This is a genomic window from Shewanella sp. 30m-14, assembly GCF_052977125.1.
Window position 1 is genome coordinate 1 of the sequence record NZ_JBRILW010000018.1, and the last position, 20,050, is coordinate 20,050.

Below are 20,050 nucleotides of genomic sequence, written 5' to 3' on the forward strand. Positions count from 1 at the left end.
TAACGCAGGCTTTAAATCTACATCGATGAACCTTTGATTCACCAATTCTTAGGCTAAGTTTGATGTATCTTCCAACATCAGTGGTTCCAATGGCCTGCGGCCAGCGCATGTGCAGAGGTTGAGGGTTCCATTGGCGTGAAACTAACGCAGGCTTTAAATCTACATCGATGAACCTTTGATTCACCAATTCTTAGGCTAAGTTTGATGTATCTTCCAACAACAGTGGTTCCAATGGCCTGCGGCCAGCGCATGTGCAGACACTGCTGAAACACGCTGCAAGTACGTCCTTGTAAGCTCTACGATGGCATCCATGCCATCAAAGGCTTCAGCCGTATCTACACCAAGTTAGAAAAGCGGATATTTTGGCTTAGTCATACTACTAATGAACACTAGAGTTTAACTCACCCTCGATGCTCGAGCTTTAACAGCAAAATAAAGCTAACCAATTAATCCTAAAACGTTTTGTCACCAAACACTCATATGCTAAAGTCAAAATACATCTGTGAATTGAGATAAGAAAATGAGTGGTCTACCAAGAATTTTTATTGCTTCCTCTTCGGAGAGCTATGAAGTAGCGTCAGCCTGTAACACCTGCATGGATAGAAAGGCCGAGCCAACAATCTGGTCGCAGATCTTTGTTCCCGGCGGAACCACTCTACAAACTCTGACGGAAAAAGCTAATAATGTTGATTTCGCCTTATTTATTTTTACGCCTGATGATTTAACAGTTATGCGTGGGAAAGACAAACCAACTGTTAGGGATAACGTATTATTTGAGCTAGGACTTTTTATTGGTGCGATAGGACAAGAACGATGTTTTATCTTAAAACCAAGAGGAGAAGAACTTCATTTCCCGACAGATCTCCTTGGCGTTAATACTCAAGATTATAATCCAAACCGTTCTGATAACGAGCTCGATTCAGCAGTAAATGCGGCATGCTCTCAATTCATAAAACAAATGAAAAAGCTTGGCCACTTTGACAGAAAAGTGAAAGACTTTATCAATAACCCCAAGCTCCATAAAACTTATGAGCTTAATGAAATATCTCTTAAAGTAATCAGCATATTATTATCTACAGCAACAACTAACGACTCCTTTGCTATGCATCAGCTCGAAAGCAAATGTGTAGGTATCGCAGAACAAAAGCTGCATATAGCTGTTATCAAACTACTAAGAGCTGGTTTCATCGAAAAAATTATCGAGTCTGACTGGAATGGAAATGAATGGTTCGCATATACCCTAACTCCTGACGGAGTGGAATACGCATTAGAGAACGAGGAGCGTCTAGACCAAATAAATGCTCCGAAGCCACAATATTATCCACCACAACAGCAACAAAAACCCAAAAATTCACAAGCTCTGCAAACAGTTGAAGACAAGCCATTCTGGGAAGATTAGCAAATAAGAGCAAAGCGTCTGTTAATTAGAACCTCATAACCACCTATCTCTGTAGAACTCACAGAAAACACCACTTCCCCCTCGGAGTTGCCGAGGGTCATTAAAGATAAATCGCGTGAACGAGTCATGGATGACGAGGTAGCCTCAGTAGAGCCATGGATGGCGATTCTGAGGCGATAGCGATTTTCGAAAATGACTGAGGATCAACAACTTCGTCTGGGGCGCTGAGGGTTCGCTAAGGGGGACAAGCGCTTTCCCCCTTGGCTCGGGTGTGGGCGAAGCGCCACGATGTTAGTTGTTAGACGAAGTCTAACTCCAAGCCCAAGTTATTAAGATAAAAAACAAACCCCATATAACTGCTAAACTTAATCAGAACCAAAACACAGAACCAAAACAAAGGGGAAATTGGATTTCCCTATCCACAACCACCTCTTCATAAAACAAAAGGATTTGTTTATGCCCATCGCCTGTGTTGCCACCCGCGCTAGCCTCGGTGTCCAAGCCCCTGCAGTACAAGTCGAAGTCCACCTTAGCAACGGACTACCAGCATTTAGCCTCGTCGGACTGCCCGAAGCTTCAGTCAAAGAGGCCAAAGAACGAGTGCGTAGCGCACTTATCAACGCCGGCTTTGAATTCCCCATGCGCCGCATCACCGTTAACTTAGCCCCTGCGGATCTACCCAAACATGGTGGCCGCTACGATCTACCTATCGCCATCGGCATACTCGCCGCCTCAAAACAAATTCCACTCAAATCTATCGAGCAACATGAGTTTGTCGGTGAACTGGCGCTCTCTGGCCATGTTCGCTATTGCCAAGGCTTGCTGCCTGTCATCGTCGATGCCAGCAAACAAAACACCACCTTAGTTCTTCCCGTTGATAACCGTGAGGATGCCGAACTTGTCGGCTTTGAAAAGGTGCTATTTGCTACCCATTTACAATCTCTCGTCGCCTACCTGCACGGCCAATCACAACTGCCCAGTATCGACCTTAACCTTGAATGGCTGACACAAGATAAAACTGAACCGCTATCTTGTATGAGTGAAGTCGTTGGTCAACATCAAGCAAAGCAAGCGCTTGAAATCGCAGCGGCGGGCAATCATAACTTATTGATGCTGGGGCCACCTGGCACAGGTAAAACCATGCTTGCCAGTCGCATGATGCAGCTGCTGCCGCACTTAGCGTATAACGAGGCCTTAGAGGTCGCTGCGATTCACTCTGTTGCAGGGCATAATATTAAGCCTGATAGCTTTTATCAACGTCCCTTTAGAAGCCCACACCACACCTGCTCAGCTATCTCTTTGGTCGGCGGTGGTGCTCAGCCCAAACCCGGTGAGATTTCGTTAGCTCATCGAGGCGTGCTCTTTCTTGATGAGGTGGCGGAGTTCCCAAGAAAAGTGCTCGATTGTTTACGCGAACCTATGGAGACAGGAGAAGTGAGTATTTCAAGAGCCGCAGCAAAGCTGACTTTTGCTAGCCGATTTCAGTTAATTGCCGCGATGAACCCTAGCCCTTGCGGTGATAGCGACAATGGCAGATCCAGTAATGAACAGATCCTGCGTTACCTTTCTAAGTTATCTGGCCCATTTATCGACCGCTTCGACTTAACCATAGACGTGCCTAAACTGCCATTAGGTGCACTCAATAGCCACAACAACCAAGCCGAAACCAGTGCCACGATAGCTAAACGCGTACAACAAGCCCGCGAGATACAACTTGCTCGCTCGGGGGTGCTTAACAGTGAACTGTCGGGCAAGCAGCTAAAACAAGATGCTAACTTTGATGATAAAGACCTGATTTTTTTAGAGCAAAGCGTTAATCAACTCGGCTTATCGGTGCGCAGCTATCATCGTTTACAACGTGTTGCCCGTACTATTGCCGATTTACAGCAGGAAGTTAACGTAAGCCGCTCTCACATAGCGCAAGCCTTAGGGTATCGCGCCATGGATAGGTTACTGGCCTCATTATCGAGGCAATAATCCCTGTTTATTTGCGGTAATCACGACAGGTTTACCAGACTAAAATAATAAGTCGTTAATTTTTATACCGGTTAAAGTTAACGCCAGTGGGCTTTAGCCAATGATCTGCTTTGAGCTTGATATGAGTAACTGCCATATTTACTGATAAACTCAATAGATTGAAAAAAGCACAAATAAGATACATGTTAATATCTGCATAAATAAGTTGATTCACATCTCAGATTACAGTAAATTCCGCCAGCTTCGTTAACTCGATGATATTGAAGTAGCAAACATTTATTTACTTAGATCCTACTTAGCCAGCGCTTTTATAGCATTAGTGCCTACAAGAACAACCTTGTATAACGCAGCTGAAAAATAGTAATTAGCTGTTTGCTCACCATCCCAACCAGCTAATCACAGGCTAATGGCTATCATCTTTTATTTAATATTTTCTTATAGTTAGTAAATCATAGCCATGCCAAGTAAATTCAAATATAACAGTCAATATGCCGTTAAATCCCTTGCTGCGGGGCTCATTTTGATCGCATTGCTGGCAACGTCTCTTGGTTTAAGCCATTACCAACTCACTCGCCAGCTTACCGCAGTGGCCGTACAACTGGATAATGAGTATCAAACACGCTTGCTCGCTGCAAAAACGCAGATGAAAGAAGTGCAAGCGATGCTCAATAAAGAGCAAGAAACACACTGCTCTGAAGCAACCATAAATTCGCTGAAACAGAAGCTGTTCGAACAAAGTGATCAACCTGTTCCCTGGGTTAAGTTTAACGATGAAAAACTTATTTGCTCGGCGATTGGCCGCTGGCCAGTTCCTAAAGGAAGTCGGTTATTAAGCCGCGATATAGACGGCCAAGCGCTGTTTGATGGCGAAGATCACCGTACCTTTAATAGACAAAAAACCATTTATGCCAGCGCGGCAAGCAGCACTGCTCATATATTTGTGCCAGTACAATCGGCTGATGCTATCAATACTATTTTAACTAACTGCAAGATATGCGGTGGCATCGATATCAAGGTTAATGGCCATGATTGGGTAAGCCGTAATACCGATTGCAACCCGTTTGCCAGTATCGAATATCAAGCCAAAGACTCTGAGTTTAAGTACACCTTAATCGCCAATGAAACCGCTAGAAATCACTTATGGTTGATCATATTCCTGTTATTACTCATTCCAACCTCGCTGTTAGCGGGGATCCTCTACCTCTTTCGCGAACGCATATTTAAATTATATTGGCACCGTCGCTTTGTGTCTGCGTCGAATCAAGGCGATTTTTACCTTGCCTATCAGCCGATTATTGATACTAACAATGGACGTGTTTTTGGTGTGGAAACCCTATTAAGGTGGCGCACAAAAGGCACTAAACATCGAGAGACCAGCAGTTATATATCTATGTTAGAGCAAGACTCGATAATGCCAAAACTGACGCAATGGATGATAAAAACGGCTCTCAGTGAATTAAAATCGTTACTGAAAAGTAATCAGATCGCTAGATGCAGTATCAATATTAGCGCCAAGCAAACAGAGCAAGGCCGGGTAATCTCTTACCTGCAACAGTTAGCCAATAATGGTTACCCGGTTGATCAGTTATGCTTTGAGTTAACAGAGCGTCAGCCTATCGAATCCTGGCAGGCGATGCGTGAATTTATCGCTGGCTGCAAACAGTTAGGCTGTCGGATTAAGTTAGATGACGTGGGCATAGGCTACGGCGGCGGTATACTTCTTCAACAATTGGAGTTCGATTGCCTAAAGATTAATAAGGCCTTCACCAAGATACTCTCGAGTGAAAATAATCAACCGTTTTTGATCCGCTCCTATGTCGCCATCGCCAAAGAGATGAATATTGCTCTTATCGCTGAAGGAGTTGAAACCCAGGATCAAGCCGAGCAACTTAAGAAGCTCGGGATTCATTTGCATCAAGGCTGGCTCTACTCAAAAGCCTTACCTGCAACGGAACTCAGATCTTACCTTCTCAATCATTAATATAAAAATCTAAGCCCTGGCATTGCCGGGGCTTAACCTTTACTGGTGACGACTTTTCATAAACAAGCATCACTCATGCTGACAATTAATCACAAACGTCCCCTAAATACTAATAGACTGCACCGTTAATCGTCGAAATTTAACATCTAGATTGAGACCAAACCTGACAACGAGTACTATAAGTCTCCAATTTTTTTCTTGAGGTTGTTAATGGGCGCGATAGTGTCACGCATTAGAGGAAGCTTTGCCTTCTTGTGTTATTTTATTAACACGTTATTTTGGGTCACCCCAATTCTTATTATGAGCATTTTTAAGCTCATTCCTTTAAATGTGACTCGCAAGGGCTGCACCTATTTCCTCGATTTTTGTGCCAGCGCCTGGATCAGCGTCAATGGCTTTATCGAAAACCGACTGCATCCGATCAAACTCACGATTGAAGGTGATAGCGAGCTGTCTACCAAAGAGTGGTATATGGTTATCGCTAACCACCAGTCTTGGGTAGATATCCTCATCTTGCAGCGAATTTTTAACCGTAAAATCCCCTTTTTGAAGTTTTTCTTAAAACAAGAATTGATCTTTGTACCTGTACTGGGGCTCGCCTGGTGGGCGCTGGACTTTCCATTTATGCGTCGTTATAGCAACGCACAATTAAAGAAAAACCCTAAATTACGTGGCAAAGATATCGAGATCACGCGTAAGGCCTGCGCCAAGTTCAAAAGCAAACCTGTCAGCGTAATGAACTTTGTTGAGGGTACCCGTTTCCATCCTAGTAAGCACAACAAACAGAACTCACCTTTTGCTCACCTGCTTAAGCCTAAAGCTGGCGGAATGGCTTTTGCCCTTTCAGCAATGGGCGAGCATATTGATAAATTAGTCGACGTTTCTATCTATTACCCCGGCAAGGTGCCAACCTACTGGGAGTACATTAGTGGCCAAGTCAAAGAAGTTAGAGTTCATATCACGGTTAATAATATTAGCGATGAACTGCGCGGTGATTATATCAAGGACCGTCAATTTAAAATTCAATTCCAGCAAGAGTTAAACCTTATCTGGCAGCAGAAAGATCAGGTTCTAGCCCAATTAGCACAAGCAGAAAACACCCGAGAAGAGGCATAAGAGCAAGATGTTAAACTTTTTACCTGCACCCATCTTATATTTTATAAGTACCCTGTTATTGATCATTAATACAGCTTTGTGGGCATCACTTATCAGCATAGGTGGCATCATTAAGCTGCTACTGCCTTTTACCGCTGCTCGTAACGGTTTAACCCATATCATGAATCGCTTCATGTGGGCCTGGGCTACCTGTAATGGAGGGATTTTATATCTACTCGCCGACATTGAATGGGATGTAGAAGGGCTAGAGAATCTCGACAAAAAGAGTTGGTATCTGCTGATCAGTAACCACCTCAGTGGTTTTGATATTGCTGCGCAAACTTATGTGTTACGTAACCATATTCCCATGCTCAAGTTTTTCCTTAAAAAAGAGCTTATGTATGTGCCGTGCTTAGGCTTGGGTTGCTGGGCACTGGATATGCCCTTTATGAGCCGTACTAGCCCGGCTAAGTTAAAGAAAAATCCTAAGCTCAAGGGTAAGGATTTAGCCTCTACTCGCAAAGCCTGTGAAAAGTTTAAAACCATGCCCACGTCTATCATCAACTATGTTGAAGGCAGCCGTTTTACAGAAGAGAAGCATACACGCCAAGATTCGCCTTACCGCTATCTATTACGCCCCAAAGCAGGCGGGATTGCTTTTGCCCTTTCGGCAATGGGCGAGCAGTTCACCAATGTCCTCGACGTGACGGTTCTTTACCCCGAAGTATTTAAAAAAGATGCCTTATATGAAGTAATGCATGGCCGCATGAAGAAAATTGTCGTGCGCGTAAAAGTACTACCTGTGCCTGAAGTGGATAATAAGCGTTATTTTTCTGAAGCTTCTTACCGCGTCGACTTTCAACGCTGGCTCAATGAACTTTGGGAAAGGAAAGATGAAGAGATCCACCAATTGATGCTTAAGCATAATAGCTCTAGCGAACATATTGTTGTTAAGCCTAAACAATAACTATCATTTTCTGCCCATCAATAATCAGGCCGCATTTTAAATGCGGCCTTTTCTTTATTTTGAAATCAATTGCAAGTCACAAAAACGTCAATAATACCAATGCAATATACTCATAAACCAATAAAAACGATATCGCTATAATTGAGCGTAAAAACAGTATGTTCCTCTACCCAGATAGATATACTCCCTTCCTATCCAAACCAATTAACAACATTGCCCTATAAAGCCCTAATGAAAAATAGTCACGGTCAAATTATTGACTGGATTTATAGCCAATAACTGGATAAGTTAACCTCGACTTTAAACATTGATGCAACAAGGGAAACCAAATGTATCACAAGAATCATTTAGCCAGTGTGTTGTTCATTTTCTTATCCGTTTTGGTAAATACCGCCTGCGCCACTCAAGGCGTAGATCAAAGTCGCCAACAAATTATTGAGCTCAGTGGTAGTGATATGGCCCGCTACTGGGTAACAAGAGACAAGCTTATTGATTGGCAGCAACTACTCCCAACAGACACTCATATCAACACTGGCAAGCATAAAGCAGTTTATGAGGTATCGTTTGTAGTCAATACTCACGGACAGATGAGTCAAGTCACCATGAAAAATACTGCCAATGGCACTAGGGTTCCTGCTGAGTTATTGGTCGGTGTAGACGACTATCAATTTTTTGCCACGGCATACAACATCACTCGCCAGGCTGTAAAAGTAAATGCCACGGTAGAGCTGTAAATTAACTGCTGTCGCCAAATAATATGGTGGCTATTGTAGTCTTATGCTAATCAGTGCAATACCAATTTGTACAAGCCCAATCTGTATAAGACTGATTTGTATAAGACTGATTTGTATAAGACTAATGAGTATTGCTTTAAAAATAACAAAAAAGGCTCCTATTTAGGAGCCTTTTTAGATCTAGTTAATCTAGTTAACTTTGCACACGCTTTACGTGCTGCACCCAGCCTTCAGGCCCTTGAATATGGCCTTTTTGGATCTCGGTTAACACCTTATAAATTCGCTTAGTGTGCTCACCTACTTCGCCATCACCAACCGTGACGATGCGGTTATCCTCAAAGATATAAGAGCCTACTGGAGAGACCACGGCTGCAGTACCAAAGCCACCTGCTTCAATAATCTCACCTGACTCGATGTCACTAATAAACTTATCCAGCATCACCGTCTCTTGGCGTACGTCGCAGCCCAGTAACTCGCCCAAATCGAGAATTGACTGTGAGGTAATCGACTTTAAGATAGTGTCGGTAAATTTAGGGATAATAATGCTGCCATCTTTCAGCACGTGGAAGTGGTTCATCGCGCCCACTTCTTCAATCTGCTTATTGTTAGCATCCAGATACAGCACCTGCGCTGCACCATACTCTGCAGCAGCTTTACCCGCCTTAAGTGATGCCGCGTAGTTACCTGCCGCCTTTGATGCGCCAGTACCACCAGAAACAGCACGGTGAAAACGCTCGCTAATCAGCAAACGAATCGCCTTATCAAAGCCGTCGCTATAGTAAGGGCCGCTTGGACTTAGCATGACGCAGAAGGTGTATTGTTCACTCGGGCTAACCGATAAACGATCTTCAGTGGCGAAGATAAACGGACGGATATACAGACAAGCGCCCTCTTGCATTGGAAACCACAAACGATCGACATCGATCAACGCGTTGATCGCATCAATCTGCATCTGCTCAGGCAATGCGGGAATACAAAGAATATCGGCCGAACGATTAAGTCGCTCGGCATTTTTATCAATTCGGAAAGTGTAGATTTCGCCGTCTTCATGTTGAAAGGCTTTTGCGCCCTCAAATACCGACTGACCATAGTGCAGCGCAATGGCGCCCGGTGCGACTTGAAAGGGGCCATAAGGAACGACTCTAGGATCTCGCCACTCACCATCGCGATAATCCATTAAAAACATGTGGTCAGTTCTTAGGTTACCGAAGCCAACGTTGCTTGTAGGCTTAAATTGCTCGGTACGGCGCTCTAACGCAGGTTTTAAGTTATAAGTTATTTGCATTGTATACCACCTTGATTACTGATTGAGCAGCCTATCAGTGGTCATAAAAAAGTCAAGTAAAACGGGGGCTAGCATCAGGATCTTCAGGCACGAAATCAGACCCTAACGGGAGGCTGATTTATGTATTGCCACCAGCAGAGCTTAACTGCATTTTAGCGCTAAAAAAACCAAGCTTTTATCCATTGGATAAATGCAAAAGCCCTCTTTTTTGAGGACTCTTTATGATGCTTTAAAAAACTTAAGCTGCGCATTCTTTTTTGCGTAAGCAGGGTGCTTCGCTATTAACCGAGGAGCTAGTCAAGGCACTGCAAGCGCTACAGCTCATATGGTCGCGATAATGTTTATCAAAAAAGCTCGAACTTCTATTCTCTAATGACTCAAAAAGCTCAGGGGTAAGTGGCTTAACCCACTTATATTGCGCCATCAATCTTGCCAAGTGGCGGTAACAGGTCTCGCGACGATTTGATAAGTATTCAGGCGCAATCAATTGGCTTTCGAACTGGGTTAATGAGCCTGTAAGGTAAAAGGTTATCCCTTGAACGAGCTCTTTCACCTGCAAGGGGGTGGCATCAAGCTCACCTCTTGCTACGGCTTCATTGAGAGAGTCGGTAAACCAGCCCCAAAATGCATTAATACGTTTTTTAAAGCGATCGACTTTTTCGTCACTCGCTAACTGCCACACCATGGTATTGACTGAAACTGAACGCAGAGTAAAAAAACTCTTGCTGCGTTTGATGGTTTCAAATGTAAACAAAATCGGTAACAGCACTTTTTCTTGAGCCGTTAAATCCGGATATTTGTTAATAAATATCGGTAGGTGATTAGAGGTCGCACTGCGTAAAAAAAGGCAAACCAAAACATCCTCTTTTCGCTCAAAAAACTTGTACAGTGTCCCTGTCGAACAGCCCACTTCCTTCGCGAGTTGCGAGAACTTAAACGACACAATACCTTGCGATTCTATGAGCTGTTCAGCCGCGTCAAGTATTTGATTGCAACGCATCATAGGCAGCGCTTCAGTGGGACATTTCATCTATAAAAAACCTGTATCTCGAATTAAGGCGATTATGCGCTTGTAACAATTACAGATTATAGATATCTCTTCCCTAATCGGGATTCAGTTCACGCTAATACTCCTTTATTGGTAGGCTTTGTGAGTCACGTCATACAAACATTAGTGCAATAACTTGTAACCCTATATGGAATTGAGTTCACATTTTTATAGCGTTATAACCGCATCCTATTTTAAGAGAAAAGATCTTCGAGATCTGCCTCACGAATAAATTTGTCACTGAAAAAATGGCGTGACTTAGTTCACCTTTAACAAGCGAACTTGCGTTTATCTTTAGCTCATTCCCATTGAGAGAATTACAAAATGCAAGGTAGAAGAAACTTTTTAAAGCTAAGTGCTGGCGCAGCAGTTGGCAGTTTAGCGGCAACATTACCCGGTACCGTACAAGCTAAGACTTGTGGTGAGATTAACTGGGATGAAAGCGTTGATGTCATTGTTGTCGGTTCTGGCTTTGCCGGTCTTTCTGCAGCCCTAAATGCTAAGCGTCAAGGCTTAGGTTCGGTACTTGTTTTAGAAAAGATGCAAGTGATTGGCGGTAACTCTGCTATCAACGGTGGTTGGTTGGCTATTCCTAAGAACCCTATCCAGTTAGCGCAAGGCGTCAATGACGACTCTCCTGAAGAACTAGTAAAAGATCAGATTATCTCTGGCCGCGGCATGCAAAACGAGCCTGCACTGCGTCTTATCGCTAACCGTTCTTTAGATGCCTATGATCTTTGTATCGACACAGGCGTTAAGTTCCGCGATGGCTTTAATATCCAGGTGGGCGGCCACAATAAAGCTCGCGCTATTCGTACTCAACACGGTACTGGCGGTGACATCACCACCAAGCTATATGAAGCCGGTGTAAAAGAAGGCGTTGATTACCGTCTACAGCACTATATCGAAGACTTCATCATGGAAGGCCAGAAGATTATTGGCGTAAAAGTGCGTAAGAACTACCGCTTCCCCGATCTAAAAACCGGTAGCACCATTTTTGTTAAAGCTAACAAGGCCGTAGTGCTCGCTAACGGCGGCTTCGCGCGCAACATGGCGCTACGTGAAGCGGTTGATCCATCTCTAGACCCAACACTAGATTGCACTAATGCAATGGGCGCAACAGGCGAAGTCACCCTGACGGCGATGGCTTACGGCGCACTACCTGTACACATGAACCTTATCCAAACGGGCCACTGGGGTTCTCCAGATGAAGGCGGATTTGGTTGGTCAAACGCCTTACTATCTATCGGCTGGCACCAAGGTGTGGCGATTAGCGTGCTCAACGGCAAGCGCTTTATGGATGAACGTGCAGACCGTAAGACCTGCTCTGAAGCCATCATGAAAAACCGCAACGCTGATGGTAGCCCAGCGTACCCAGTAGTGTTCTTCAACTACAACAACTACGCCAAAGATGACCGTGTTGTACGTGCCATCCGCGACAAGATGGCGTGGAAGGTCGACTCATTAGATGAGATCGCCGCTAAGTTCGATATTCCAGCCGCAGAGCTTAAGCGCAGCATTGTTGAATACAACAAGCACGTGAGTGAGCGTAAAGACCCGCTATTCAATCGCAAGATGGATACGGCAGAAGAGCTAACAGGCCCATTTGTTGTGTCACGTATTTGGCCAAAAGTGCACTACTGCATGGGTGGTCTAAAAACCGATTTAGGCGCTCGCGTCATTGATGGCCGCTCTATGGAGCCGATCAAGAACCTATACGCAATAGGTGAAGTAACAGGTGGTATCCACGGTGAAGCCCGTTTGAGTTCTACATCCTGCCTAGAGTGTCTAGTCATGGGTATCGTAGTGTCTGAAACCATCAAAGCTGATCTTTAAGGAGCCATCAAATGAACAAGTTATTACTAAGCGCACTACTTGGCCTTGCTCTATCTAGCAACGTGATGGCTGGCGAGCTAGTCAAGATGAAAGGCAAGACTGAAGGACGCGTAAACCACGAATTTATCTATCAAGATGGTTGCCAAACTTGCCACCAAGGTTCAGGTAAGAAAAACGCAACTGACGCAGCCTGCGTTGAGTGTCATGGCGACATTAACAGCATCCCTGTCGATGAAAGCAAGCTAGCCATTCCTGAAGCGCATCCTCACAAGTCACTGCACTATAACCAAGGTGCAAGCTGCCTTGCATGTCATGCCGAGCACGAGAAAAAAGCACCAGTTTGTACAGAGTGCCACCGTACTTGGTTTGAAGAGATGTAATTCGATTAATTGATTTACAAAATCTAAAAATAGCAATAGGGAATGATGATGAAAAAAACCACTAAGTTTATGTTGTCGATGGTGGCTACAGCAATCGCACTTTCAGGTGCTTCAGCTTATGCTGCTGAGCAAACTGAAGACGGTATCAAGCTAGGCGGTGCTGTGCGTGTTAACTACGCCTACCGTGACTATGACGAAGCTAACAAAGATAAAGGCGGTGACTTTTACTTTGATATGGCAGCGATCAAGTTTGATGGTAAGCATGGTGACTGGGGTTTATCGGCTGAATACCGTTTTACCTCTGGCACTAACTACATCAAGTACGGTTACGCTTACTACGACGTAGACCCAGACTGGCAACTACAACTGGGGATCAACAAGGTGCCATTTGGTAACCCGGACTTCATCTCAAACAGCTACTGGTTTGGCATTCCTTATTACTTAGGTTTTGAAGACGACCATGACACAGGTATCAAGGCGGTTTACGAAAAGAATGGCTGGCACACCGATTTAGCTTTCTATAAGAGTGCTGAATATGGTCCGTCTGAAAACAAACGTTATTCGACTGATATCTACAGCGGCACAATTGCAGCCAGCGGTATCACTTACTATAACGAAGAGACTAACCAGTTCAACGTGCGCCAGACGTACACCGCTGAGCACGAAGGCGGCCAAACCACTTTTGGTGGCTCTGCACAGTACGGTCAGATCTATAACAGCAATACCGGTAACAACGGTGATCGTTACGCTGTCGCGCTGCACTTAGACAGCAGCTATAAAGGCTGGAACTTGCAACTGCAAGCGATGCAATACGAATACGATGCCGCTGACGCTGTTGATGCTAACAAGATCGCGGTGTCTGTTGTGAGCTGGCAGTATGAGATCGCCTCTAAAGGCCAGTCTTATAGCGCTAACATCGCTAAGACATTTGCGACCGATTGGGGCAGCGTTAAGTGCTACAACGATTTTGGTTTAATGACACCCGATGTTGATGACGATAGCTACGACAACAGCATGCAAAACGTGACTGGTTGTGCGATTTCAGCTGGCCCAACTTACACCATGGTCGATTTTGTTATGGGTAAGAACATGACCTTCTCTACCGCGAACAACGATCACGTGGGTCTTCCTGAAATGGGCGATAGCTGGGACAAGCGCGTGAATATTAACTTCGGTTACTACTTCTAATCGCAGCTAATCGTTCAGCAATGGTGTTAGTACTGACTAACAATCCGAGCACAGGAACACGCAGAGATTATTAGCATAGCTAACCGTATTAATTAGCGTTACCGACAAAAGCGAAGCTGCTCTCACTTCGCTTTTGTCACCCCATTTACCTATTAGATTCACCCAACTATTGGACCGGTACAGTATCCCTGCTTACTGTCGCCGCGATGGATCACGCCCTTTTTATATAAAAAATACTAGGGCTTTTTTACCCCTTCCCTACAAGAAATAACTATGAAATCGATGACAAAACTTTCAATCTGTATCTGTTTTATTGGCGGCTTCTCCTCGTCATTGATGGCCAGTGAGTACCACTTCGGTGGATTCCTAAAGGCCAACGCACGTTATGTGGATGGCAACATTGCCTTTCAAGACAGTTGGACTGGCGGTGGTCGTGTCACCGACTCAGCCAAAAGAACTCAATTTAGCGCCGCTGAAAGCCGCTTCAATGTTGGGATAACACACGGCGAAGTTTATGGTTTTGCTGAGATTGATTTCTCAGGTTCGGCTCAAGGTAATGCGGCTTTTTCTAATTCCTATAGCCCGCGCTTACGCCACGCCTATATCAACTATCAAGACTTCACAGCTGGCCAAACCTGGTCAACCATGGTCAATACCAGCGCCTTTGCCGAAACGGCAGATTTAGGTGGGCCCTTAGTGGGCCAGGCGATGGTGCGCCAAACTTTAGTGCGCTATAGCAAGGGGAACTGGCAATTTGCACTAGAAAACCCATACACCTATGGCACTAAAGCTGGCGGCACTCAAGCCAGTAGTACTCACACAAATAGTACTCAAGCGGATAAAGAATGGGTCGATACCAGCAATGATTATATTCCCGATGCGGTGATCCGTTTCAATCAAAAAGGCGCCTGGGGCAATGTCTCTGTAGCAAGCTTAGTGCGTTATTTAGACCCACAAGACACGGCCCAACTTGGCGCTGGCGTGTCACTGGCCGCCAAGCTCAAAACCTTTGGTAAAGACGATATTCGCCTGCAACTTCACTACGGCAACCTAGGCCGCTATGTCGGCACTGATGCGGCTAGAGATATGATTAACGGCGAGATAGAAACCACCACCTCGGCCATGTTTGCTTATCGCCACTTCTGGACTGAGCGCACTCGTTCAAGCCTTTTCTACGGCCACACTATCACCGAAGAGGAGCAGACTAACCGTTTCCATGCAGGGGTGAATTTATTCACAAATCTTACCCCTGTGCTAGAGCTAGGTTTTGAATTGGGCCGTTATCAGATTGATGATGGTATCAGCCCTTATGAAGATATCGCTGCCGCAAAAGGCGCGTCTAATTACGCCCAATTGAGTTTGCAATTTCATATCTAAAACGCAGTAAAGGAAAGATTATTCGCGACCGAGCTCACGAATAAGTTTGCTGCTTAAAATGCTGCGTGATCCATTTCAACTTTACGCAGCAATTATCACTTTATTGTTAGTTCAAGCCCGTTAAAACGAGCACAATATCGCAGCTTTAGCTGCATCAGCTAAAAAACAGGATAAGAATGATGAAACTAAAAATGATGTTCGGTATTGCCGCGCTAACTTCTACAGCCGCATTTGCCCAAGGCCCACAGTGTGATCACGCCCAACTGCCATACCAGCAGATGACGCCAGTCCCATACGACAGCACCCCCTACTCGCCACAGGACACCATGCCAGAGCAGTGTAGCAACCCAGAAGTTGAAGCGTATATCGCAGCATGGGAAGCAGGTGAAATTGACTTTAGAACCATTAAGTCAAATAGCAGCATCGCTGCCGATCAGCAATTTTGTAAGTCATTAGATGACGATGGCAACGTATTAGAAATTCAAGACTGCGATAAGTCAAAGTCACCAGTAGGTTATATCTGGAAAGAACTGTCAGATAGCCCTGTGGTCATTGGTATCACCGACGGTGGTAAATCAGACCACGCGCCGCACTTCCATGGTCAGCCTGAGTGTTATTACGTGGTAAACGGTGAAGGTCAAACTCTGGCCGATAACCAGTTCAGGAAGCTAGGCACAGGCCAGTACTTCTACATTCCTGGTGCGACTATCCACAACACTCCTATCATGTCTGAAAAAGGCCTAGGTGTAATGTACTGGTACCCAAACAACGCTCACTTTAACGGCTTTAAGTACTACTGGCGTAAAGACGTTAAAAACCTACGTGTAGCTGAAGAAGCCTTCGACCGCGTAGATGAGATCCGTAAGCGTGACCTAAACTTAGGCCCATACGGTACTAACGAAGCTATCTTCAAAAAGTAAGAAGTGTTAGCAGTTAGAAATGAGTGGCAAGTTAGGCTCAAACCTAATTAATAAACAAAAACTAAGAACCCAGCATAAGCTGGGTTCTTTTCTTTAAAAGCTATAAACCACCAAGCGCTCACTTCGCTTACTACGCCGAGGACACGGAGAAAAGAAAAGCCCGGGTGGCTTTTCTTCGTGCTCTTCGCGTCCTTTGTGTGATGTGGTCCACTCTTATCTTTCGAAGTCAGCGATTTTTATCAGTTTTACTTCCTTAAGTGAGCGGCATTACTCAAATGAGCCCTTTTGCTTTTCCACTCCACTGTATTAAAACGCTTCATTGACGTTAAAATAAAAGCCTGTATCACCATCACCCCAGGCCATGTCTAATCTTAAATTGACTCTAGGTTTAACCTCGAAGCGATAGCCTATACCACCATTGGGTAGGATTTTATTGCCATCAAACTCGCTGATGTCATCAGCAATCACACCTGCACCGCCCCAAAACACCATGCCATGACGCCCTGGCAGATTAAGCCGATACTCCACTTGCGTCATCAGCAGCTGTTTATCGCGGTAACGCCCCGATGTATAACCGCGAAGCAGATCGCCGCCTCCCGCTTTGGATAGTTGATCCCATGGCACATCTCCACTGGTAAAGCGACCACGCACTTGCCAGGCCAAGATATCTTCATCACGACCGGTCTGCATGTATTCGCTATACAAGGCGTTGTAGACATCAAAATCTGTTTTACTGCCTAAATACTGACGATAGAAGGTGGCATCAATTTCTAAGATACGCCCCGACTGCGGGTTTAATACATTGTCTCGACTGTCATGATTAAGTAGCAGGTTCACACCGACGCTGCGGGAGCTTTCATCAAGAATGTCTGTATCGACATTCGAGTCTAATACATTAATTTTACTGGCATCGGCGTAGTTAAAATCAAAGCCAACACCGACAAAGCTCGTGGGGCTCATTCGCTGCAAGAACATAGGGTTAATCGAGATAATCCGCTGGTTAAACTCGACGCGATTAATCTCTTGATGATTAGTGTCATAACCCACACCGTAAAAAACATCTGGCGCATCGAAGACTTCGGCATTGAGGTAAAAACGCTGCTGGTCTTGATTGATAAAGGTCTTGTTAGCAACCGCCACACCTAATGCACCATTAGTTGAGGCGAGACCATTGATCACCAATGAAGACAGCTGACTGACTTCGTCATCGGGATCATATTGATATAAGCCGACCGCCGAGATCCCAACACCTAAATCCATCTCAGGGTTATAAAATGGTCCCGGCAAGTAGCTAAAGTCGATCAGTTTGTCTGGATCAAATTCACCATCTGCGCCCAGCGTTTGCAAGAAGTCTTCTAACCAACCTTGCGACGCTTTTTCATCAGCTTCGCCCTCTTTGATAACCGTCGTTTCATTCCCTGCAACTTCATCCGCTACGACTTCATCCACAGCTGTGTCATTAGCTGTAACAGTGACATCGTTAACAGCAACGTCAGCCCACGCTGGCGTGCTGATACAAACCAAAAAGGCCGCCAGAGCAGAGGTTCTGCTCATCAGTAAGGTTTTATTCAAGCGACTCAATCGCCCCTTGCTCAAGCCATTGCGCTTCATTTGGGCTCCATAGGTACAGCAGCCTCGTTCGCATCATCTAGCTGCAGATGTTGGCGTAGTTCTATTTCATCTTGCACTTGGTTATATTGGCTAATTTGGTAGAAATCAGCTTGAGTAAAACCGTCTTGCCACAGCTTTGCAGGAATATGCTCAAAACTGTGCTTAAATTTGTCAGCAACAATCAGCTTTTGCTGCGCAACCTTATCAATATCAATACCGTGAACGGTGCGGCTTAATGATAAGTTGTGTGCTTGATGCTCGGACGCAAACAACTCCTCGACTTCACTCCATTTAGCATGGGGCTCAGCCAACGATTTAGGCACTAAGAAAGGCGACTGCTGATCGCCTAATTTATAATGACGTTTTAGCAGCATAAACTTACTCGGTAATGGCTGCTGTGAGTCCCACCAGTGGCCATCAATCACATCAAATAGCGCATTGGTTTGCTTAATAGAAACCGGCTCAAGCCAATTAAGCGTAGCCGCTAACCATTGAGTCATATGCTGGTTATACAGCTCTTTATTCATCGCTAGATTATTATTAATCAGCGCTAAAGCAATTTTAGCTCCAAGCATATTGGAGTAGAGATCTTCTGGTGAGTAGGCCGATACCGTTTCGGACCAAGGCGCCCAACTACGATAACCATGCCACTGAGCGACCTCATGGGCTTCAGCCATAAAGTAAGCCAGTCTCACCGCTATTGCCCCTGCGGTTTCCCAACGCTGACGCGGACTCAACTGAGCAATATCAAACTCGCTTAGCTCAATCGTTCTAGGACCAATCTCATCAGGTAGCGTAATGCTTTGCTGCTGCCCAAGTTTTGGATAGATGCGGTAAAACAGCGCGATAGCATTGTCAGCCGTGTCGCGTACATGGGCCAAATCAATAAAGCCGCCTTGCAGCGTATACATCTGGCCATTGTTTTCAGTACCACGGCTACCATCGGGCGCATCTTTTTGATAGCTAAAAGTACCCGCCTCATAGGCGTGTGGGCCCACTTTATCGACGGCTAAGGTATTGGCGTAGCGAAAAAAAGGCACAGGTATAGGGCCTACAGTCACCTTTTGTGCATTACCAAAGGCGCAGCAAGGACGCACCGCCTCGGGGATGCGCACTAAAGGCAGCTCTTGCAGCTCGATTGCATGCAGTAGGTTTAAGTCTGGCTCACTGTCTAATGCCGCTTCGATTGCAATATCACTGGGCAGCGCGCGTACTTGCCAGTCGCTGCTGCTACATGCGCCAAGGACAAAAATAGCGATAGTACTCGCGGCCCCACGGATGAATAAACGGCTCATCATTGTACAAATGCCTTAATGGTTTGACTGACAATCTCAGGATAGTCATTACTGATCCCATGGGCGCCCTGTGGGATCACCACTATCGGAGCGCTTAAGTAGTCAGCCAATTGAATACCTGAACTGAGCGGGAAAACAATGTCATGCTCGCCCCAAATCAACACACTAGGAGGTAGCGAGTCGACGGCTATATTGGCAGCAATTCGATCTCTATCTGCGGGCAGCCCCTCGATAAGCGCGCGCTTCTCATCTAGATGACGTGCAAAGTACTTGTCATAAATACTCGAATCGATAAATCCGGGGTACCTGGGAAAATCGACGAAGGTAGCATCGAGCAAGCGCCGCATCTGCTTGGGCGTTTCAGGCACAAAGATCTCGCTTGGATCTGCCACGTCAAAACGCTGATTCATCTGCGATAGATCGCTGTCAGAAAACAGCACCCCAGGACTTGCCAGCAATATGGCTTTATCCACCTTAGGTTCGTTGATCATCAAATCGAACGTCACAAAGCCACCGTAGGAGATCCCAACAACATTGACCTTATCGAGATCTAGCATCGCTATTAGCTGCATAACAGCCTTGGTCTGAGTCGCAAGGCTAGGTGCCCCTTGACTCACTGACTCACCAAACCAAGCAAGATCAGGAGCAATGACTCGATAATCATTACTGAGATCGAGCATTACCTGTTGCCAACTGGTTACCGCAGAACCGCCAAAACCATGAATTAATAATATGATTTTCCCCTCACCGGCCTGCCAATAATTGAGCTCACCGCCCTCTTTGAGCATCATTTTATTTTGCTCAAAGCCTGCCGTTTGCAACGCGGCTTTCTCACGAGAATCGATAATATCAACAGCCGAGCAGCCACCAAGCATTAACGTCAATATCAACATAAAAATAGCGCGCATACTCTTACTCCAACATTTTGTACTACTCAAAGAACGATTAGCTCTTAAC

General features: G+C 45.2%; 16 protein-coding genes. 11 read left to right on the forward strand and 5 right to left on the reverse strand.

What is annotated here, in order from left to right; genetic code table 11:
• Positions 1-520 precede the first annotated feature (520 nt).
• From ACVBIU_RS13690 to ACVBIU_RS13715, 6 genes are all read left to right on the forward strand, one after another.
• A complete protein-coding gene (locus ACVBIU_RS13690; RefSeq protein ID WP_447163998.1) occupies positions 521-1,399 on the forward strand; it encodes a TIR domain-containing protein in 879 nt (292 codons plus the stop codon).
• A gap of 456 nt (positions 1,400-1,855) precedes the next feature.
• On the forward strand, positions 1,856-3,376 hold the full coding sequence (locus ACVBIU_RS13695) for a YifB family Mg chelatase-like AAA ATPase (protein ID WP_447163999.1): 1,521 nt from the start codon (positions 1,856-1,858) through the stop codon (positions 3,374-3,376).
• Positions 3,377-3,833: 457 nt separating this feature from the next.
• Positions 3,834-5,357, forward strand: coding sequence for an EAL domain-containing protein (locus ACVBIU_RS13700; RefSeq protein ID WP_447164000.1), 1,524 nt, complete (start codon positions 3,834-3,836; stop codon positions 5,355-5,357).
• Between the two features lie 210 nt (positions 5,358-5,567).
• The gene (locus ACVBIU_RS13705) at positions 5,568-6,473 is read left to right on the forward strand and encodes an acyltransferase (protein ID WP_447164001.1); all 906 of its coding nucleotides are present in this window, start codon (positions 5,568-5,570) and stop codon (positions 6,471-6,473) included.
• 7 nt (positions 6,474-6,480) lie between these two features.
• A complete protein-coding gene (locus ACVBIU_RS13710; RefSeq protein WP_447164002.1) occupies positions 6,481-7,419 on the forward strand; it encodes an acyltransferase in 939 nt (312 codons plus the stop codon).
• Between the two features lie 329 nt (positions 7,420-7,748).
• Positions 7,749-8,153: a hypothetical protein gene (locus ACVBIU_RS13715; RefSeq protein WP_447162151.1), complete on the forward strand. Its 405-nt coding sequence runs from the start codon at positions 7,749-7,751 to the stop codon at positions 8,151-8,153.
• Positions 8,154-8,346: 193 nt separating this feature from the next.
• Here ACVBIU_RS13715 and ACVBIU_RS13720 read toward each other — a convergent pair whose 3' ends face one another.
• The gene (locus ACVBIU_RS13720) at positions 8,347-9,438 is read right to left on the reverse strand and encodes a branched-chain amino acid aminotransferase (protein WP_447164003.1); all 1,092 of its coding nucleotides are present in this window, start codon (positions 9,436-9,438) and stop codon (positions 8,347-8,349) included.
• Positions 9,439-9,676: 238 nt separating this feature from the next.
• Entirely contained in the window at positions 9,677-10,468 is a 792-nt protein-coding gene (locus tag ACVBIU_RS13725; RefSeq protein WP_447164004.1) for a TetR/AcrR family transcriptional regulator, read from the reverse strand.
• 342 nt (positions 10,469-10,810) lie between these two features.
• On the opposite strand from ACVBIU_RS13725, the gene ACVBIU_RS13730 reads away from it, so the two are divergent.
• From ACVBIU_RS13730 to ACVBIU_RS13750, 5 genes are all read left to right on the forward strand, one after another.
• The gene (locus ACVBIU_RS13730; RefSeq protein WP_447164005.1) at positions 10,811-12,322 is read left to right on the forward strand and encodes a flavocytochrome c; all 1,512 of its coding nucleotides are present in this window, start codon (positions 10,811-10,813) and stop codon (positions 12,320-12,322) included.
• A gap of 11 nt (positions 12,323-12,333) precedes the next feature.
• Positions 12,334-12,702 (forward strand): cytochrome c3 family protein, encoded by a 369-nt coding sequence (locus ACVBIU_RS13735; protein WP_012279024.1) that lies wholly within the window; start codon positions 12,334-12,336, stop codon positions 12,700-12,702.
• A gap of 45 nt (positions 12,703-12,747) precedes the next feature.
• Positions 12,748-13,890 carry a hypothetical protein gene (locus tag ACVBIU_RS13740; protein ID WP_447162579.1) on the forward strand — a complete coding sequence of 381 codons (1,143 nt, stop codon included), beginning with the start codon at positions 12,748-12,750 and terminating at the stop codon, positions 13,888-13,890.
• A 273-nt stretch (positions 13,891-14,163) separates the two neighbouring features.
• A complete protein-coding gene (locus ACVBIU_RS13745; protein ID WP_447164006.1) occupies positions 14,164-15,267 on the forward strand; it encodes a DcaP family trimeric outer membrane transporter in 1,104 nt (367 codons plus the stop codon).
• A gap of 176 nt (positions 15,268-15,443) precedes the next feature.
• Entirely contained in the window at positions 15,444-16,187 is a 744-nt protein-coding gene (locus ACVBIU_RS13750) for a cupin domain-containing protein (protein ID WP_447164007.1), read from the forward strand.
• A 306-nt stretch (positions 16,188-16,493) separates the two neighbouring features.
• On the opposite strand, the gene ACVBIU_RS13755 is transcribed toward ACVBIU_RS13750, so the two are convergent.
• Genes ACVBIU_RS13755 through ACVBIU_RS13765 form a run of 3 tightly spaced genes read right to left on the reverse strand, consistent with a single transcriptional unit; the run spans position 16,494 to position 20,001 of the window.
• The gene (locus tag ACVBIU_RS13755; protein WP_447164008.1) at positions 16,494-17,798 is read right to left on the reverse strand and encodes a BamA/TamA family outer membrane protein; all 1,305 of its coding nucleotides are present in this window, start codon (positions 17,796-17,798) and stop codon (positions 16,494-16,496) included.
• The gene (locus ACVBIU_RS13760) at positions 17,795-19,096 is read right to left on the reverse strand and encodes a DUF4056 domain-containing protein (protein WP_447164009.1); all 1,302 of its coding nucleotides are present in this window, start codon (positions 19,094-19,096) and stop codon (positions 17,795-17,797) included. Before ACVBIU_RS13760 ends, ACVBIU_RS13755 begins: the two co-directional genes overlap by 4 nt.
• The gene (locus ACVBIU_RS13765; RefSeq protein WP_447164010.1) at positions 19,093-20,001 is read right to left on the reverse strand and encodes an alpha/beta fold hydrolase; all 909 of its coding nucleotides are present in this window, start codon (positions 19,999-20,001) and stop codon (positions 19,093-19,095) included. The genes ACVBIU_RS13760 and ACVBIU_RS13765 overlap by 4 nt, the downstream gene beginning before the upstream one ends.
• Between the last annotated feature and the right edge of the window lie 49 nt (positions 20,002-20,050).

Coding starts and splice junctions, on each gene's coding strand:
- ACVBIU_RS13690 (WP_447163998.1), top strand. CDS start 521: ATGAGTGGTCTACCAAGAATTTTTATTGCTTCCTCTTCGGAGAGCTAT.
- ACVBIU_RS13730 (WP_447164005.1), top strand. CDS start 10,811: ATGCAAGGTAGAAGAAACTTTTTAAAGCTAAGTGCTGGCGCAGCAGTT.
- ACVBIU_RS13700 (WP_447164000.1), top strand. CDS start 3,834: ATGCCAAGTAAATTCAAATATAACAGTCAATATGCCGTTAAATCCCTT.
- ACVBIU_RS13735 (WP_012279024.1), top strand. CDS start 12,334: ATGAACAAGTTATTACTAAGCGCACTACTTGGCCTTGCTCTATCTAGC.
- ACVBIU_RS13750 (WP_447164007.1), top strand. CDS start 15,444: ATGATGAAACTAAAAATGATGTTCGGTATTGCCGCGCTAACTTCTACA.
- ACVBIU_RS13695 (WP_447163999.1), top strand. CDS start 1,856: ATGCCCATCGCCTGTGTTGCCACCCGCGCTAGCCTCGGTGTCCAAGCC.
- ACVBIU_RS13740 (WP_447162579.1), top strand. CDS start 12,748: ATGATGAAAAAAACCACTAAGTTTATGTTGTCGATGGTGGCTACAGCA.
- ACVBIU_RS13725 (WP_447164004.1), bottom strand. CDS start 10,468: ATGAAATGTCCCACTGAAGCGCTGCCTATGATGCGTTGCAATCAAATA.
- ACVBIU_RS13720 (WP_447164003.1), bottom strand. CDS start 9,438: ATGCAAATAACTTATAACTTAAAACCTGCGTTAGAGCGCCGTACCGAG.
- ACVBIU_RS13745 (WP_447164006.1), top strand. CDS start 14,164: ATGAAATCGATGACAAAACTTTCAATCTGTATCTGTTTTATTGGCGGC.
- ACVBIU_RS13710 (WP_447164002.1), top strand. CDS start 6,481: ATGTTAAACTTTTTACCTGCACCCATCTTATATTTTATAAGTACCCTG.
- ACVBIU_RS13705 (WP_447164001.1), top strand. CDS start 5,568: ATGGGCGCGATAGTGTCACGCATTAGAGGAAGCTTTGCCTTCTTGTGT.
- ACVBIU_RS13715 (WP_447162151.1), top strand. CDS start 7,749: ATGTATCACAAGAATCATTTAGCCAGTGTGTTGTTCATTTTCTTATCC.
- ACVBIU_RS13760 (WP_447164009.1), bottom strand. CDS start 19,096: ATGATGAGCCGTTTATTCATCCGTGGGGCCGCGAGTACTATCGCTATT.
- ACVBIU_RS13765 (WP_447164010.1), bottom strand. CDS start 20,001: ATGCGCGCTATTTTTATGTTGATATTGACGTTAATGCTTGGTGGCTGC.
- ACVBIU_RS13755 (WP_447164008.1), bottom strand. CDS start 17,798: ATGAAGCGCAATGGCTTGAGCAAGGGGCGATTGAGTCGCTTGAATAAA.